A 255-nucleotide genomic window follows, 5' to 3' on the forward strand; every position below is an offset into this window, starting at 1 on the left:
GTGGGCCCGGCTGCGGTCGACGATCGCCGCGCACGGTCTGCGGAACTCGCTGCTGGTCGCGGTCGCGCCGACCGCGACGATCGCGTCGATCGCCGGCTGTTACGAGTGCATCGAGCCGCAGGTGTCCAACCTGTTCAAGCGCGAAACCATGTCCGGGGAGTTCCTGCAGATCAACACGTACCTGGTCGGCGAGTTGAAGGCGCGCGGGCTGTGGACGGCACCGGTCCGGGAGCAGATCAAGCGGGCCGAGGGGTC

General features: G+C 68.6%; 1 pseudogene. It reads left to right on the forward strand.

Features of this window, described 5'->3' with window-relative positions:
* Positions 1–255, forward strand: a pseudogene (locus tag ACFHWU_RS29650) (ribonucleoside-diphosphate reductase subunit alpha); the annotation flags it as partial.

It is taken from the genome of Micromonospora sp. LOL_015 (genome assembly GCF_048060275.1).
Classification (GTDB): domain Bacteria; phylum Actinomycetota; class Actinomycetes; order Mycobacteriales; family Micromonosporaceae; genus Micromonospora_E.